The following is a 2,992-nucleotide window of genomic DNA, read 5'->3' on the forward strand; positions in this document are numbered from 1 at the left end:
GGCGGCCGGGGCGCCCGGCAGGCCGAGCGCGCCCAGCACCGCGGACTCCAGCGTCGCGCCTCCCGGGCAGCCGGCCAGGTCGATCCGGACCATCTCGATGCCGCGCACGGCCGACCACGCGGCGGCGACCTCCAGCGCAAGATGCGTCTTGCCGACGCCACCGGGGCCGACCAGCGTGACGAATGCCTCGCGTTCGAGCAGCGCGTGCAGCTCGGCCGCTTCCGGCTCGCGGCCGATCAGCGGACACTTGCGCGGTGCGGCACCCGTGCGGACGCCGCGCACCGGCTCGAGCGCGTCCGGCAGGCGGCCGGCATGGGCTGCATGGGTGGCATCGACCGGCGGCGCGAGCCGGTAGCCGCGGCCCGACTCGGTCCGGATCCAGCCGTGCTTGCCACCGAACAGCTTGCGCAGCGTCGAGATGTGCACCTGGATGTTGTTCTCGACGACGATCGTGTCCGGCCACACGGCCTCCATGATCTCGTCCTTCGACACGAGCTTGCCGGCCGCCTTCACCAGCAGCTCGAGAATCTCGAATGCCCGGGCACCGATATACCGGGGCTGCCCGTCGACGCAGACTTCGCGGCACTCAAGGGAAACCGTCACCCGCCCGAACGTATACATGATCCGCACCCGCCTTATGCTGCTCCGCATCGTGCGCCGCCCAGCGAGGCGACACCCCCTGTTCCGCCCGTCCGGTCGCATCGATGCGGGCCGGCAGGCATGACCCTATCGTATGGGGTGGCGCGCGTGTCGGCCATTATCTATTGGTTTAGTGGGACGCTACCCGCGCGCCGGCAACCCCGGGAGGGGGTACTGCAGATTTCCGCGGGCTGTCGGACAATGCCCGGGCATGCCGCGCGTGCGATCGTGCCCGGCCGCTGCCTGCCGACATGCCGTTGCGTCCCGTTCCATCCAGCCTGCCCTCATCGTGAACCAACCCTTGCGTAAGCCCGACGACACGAACCGAATGGATGCCGACTGGCTGGCACGCGCCCGCCTGTCGAACGCAGTCCGTGCAGACGACGTGCTGTGCTTCGACCTGACCGACACCGGGACCGGACGCGTGTGGTCCGCGTGCCGGACCGGCTGGGAATCCGACGGGCGCTGCCGGCAATTCGAGCGCGAGTACGCATTGAACGGCGTGCTGGATCCGGCATGGGCGCTGCTGCCGGCCGCGCTGATCCGCGCGGCGGACGGCCCGGTGCTCGTCTTTCCGCGTGTCGACGGGCGCGCGTTCGACACGCTCGCCGACGCGCAGCTGCCGCTCGACGCGTTTCTCGACACGGCGATCCACGCGGTGCGCACGCTCGGCGCGCTGCATCGGCTCGGCTGGCTGCACGGCGACCTGCAACCGGCCAGTTTCGTCGCCCTGCCCGACGGCACGGTCATGCTGCGTGCGTTCGCGCATGCGCGAAATCGTCGGACGGAACACGCCGCGGCGGAGCCGCTGCGCGCGGAATTCGCCGCGTATGCGGCCCCCGAAGTCTCCGAGGGTGCGGACATCGACGAACGCTCCGACCTGTATGCGCTCGGCATCACGCTGTTCCGCCTGCTGACGGGCGCACTCCCGTACAAGGCGGCGTCGACGTCCGAATGGGTGCACGCGCACGTCGCGATGCAGCCGTCGCCCGCCACGGGGCTGCGCAACGACCTGCCCGCGATCCTGAGCGACCTGCTGCTGAAGCTGATCGCAAAGGAGCCGGCCGAGCGCTACCCGTCCTGCGACGCGGTACAGCACGATCTCGAACGCATCCGGCGCGACTGGCTGGCAGCCGGCCGGGTCGAGCCGTTCGCGCTCGGCGGCAGCGATCCGCTCGCCGGTTTGCGCACGCCCGACCGGCTGGTCGGCCGGGACGCCGAATCCCGCCGGCTCGCGGCCGCGCTGGCCGCGGTCCTGCAGACCGGCGAGGCGGCCATCGTCCTGGTGGACGGGCCGCCCGGCGTCGGCAAGACCGCGCTGACCGAGGACTTCATGCGCGCGTCGCGCGCGACATCGCGTACGGCCTGGTGCACGTCGGCGAAGGTCGACCAGTTCCAGCCGGCCCGGCCCTACGCGCCGGTGCTGGCGGCGCTGCGCGCGCTGTTCGGCAGCGCGCTCGCCCGGCGCGACGACGAAATCGCCGCGATCGTCGCACGGCTGCGCGCGTGCATCGGCGCCCAGGCCAGCCTGCTGTCCCGCATCTTTCCGGAGATCGCGTGGCTGCTCGATGTCGAGCCCGTCGCGTTCGGCCATACCGACGCGATCCCGGAGTTTCATCTGTGCCGGATCGTCGTGAACGCGTTCCGCGCCTTCGCGACACCGGCCGAGCCGCTGGTGATGACGCTCGACGACGTCCAGTGGGCCGACGACGCGACGCTCGCGTTCCTCGCGTCGGTCGCGCTCGATCCGCCGCCCCACGTCTGCATCGTCGCCGGTTATCGCAGCGGGTCGCAGCACGATCACCCGCCGGCGTTCCGCCGCTTCCTGCAGCAGCTCGCCCCCGCGCGCGTGTCGGCGCTGACGCTGGCGCCGCTCGACGCGCCCGGCGTCACGCACATGCTGGCCGGCCTGCTCGGAGAAGCGCCGGACCGGCTGTCCGCGCTCGGCGACATCGTGACGCGCCGGACCGGCGGCAACCCGTTCTACGTACAGCAGTTCGTGCGCACGCTGATCGACGAGCAACTGCTCGCCTACGACCCGGTGCGGCGGACATGGCAGTGGCAGCCGGCCGACCTCGACGCGCACCACCTCGCCGAGAATGTCGTGAGCCTGCTTGCCGTCCGTATCCAGCGGCTGCCGCATGAATCCAGAACGCTGCTGTCGCTGCTGGCCTGCATCGGCACCGATGCCGACGTCGCGCTGTTGTGTGCCGCCGCCGGCAAGACGCGCGCCGAACTCGCGTTCTGGATGGACCCCGTGCGCCAGGCCGGCCTCGCGTCGCACGCCGATGATCGCTGGCGTTGCGTGCACGACCGCGTCATCGAGTCCGTTCACGCGCTCGCCGGGCGGGCG

Annotated in this window: 2 protein-coding genes; one reads left to right on the top strand and one right to left on the bottom strand. The window is 71.5% G+C overall.

From position 1 onward, the window contains the following. Positions 1 to 603 (bottom strand): winged helix-turn-helix domain-containing protein (locus DPV74_RS40425; protein ID WP_240440112.1); only part of this gene is annotated, 603 nt, incomplete at its 3' end. A gap of 364 nt (positions 604 to 967) precedes the next feature. On the opposite strand from DPV74_RS40425, the gene DPV74_RS40430 reads away from it, so the two are divergent. Continuing rightward, on the top strand, positions 968 to 2,992 hold a 2,025-nt coding region (locus DPV74_RS40430; RefSeq protein ID WP_162923305.1), incomplete at its 3' end, for an AAA family ATPase.

It is taken from the genome of Burkholderia sp. HAN2018 (assembly GCF_024704855.1).
GTDB lineage: Bacteria > Pseudomonadota > Gammaproteobacteria > Burkholderiales > Burkholderiaceae > Burkholderia > Burkholderia cepacia.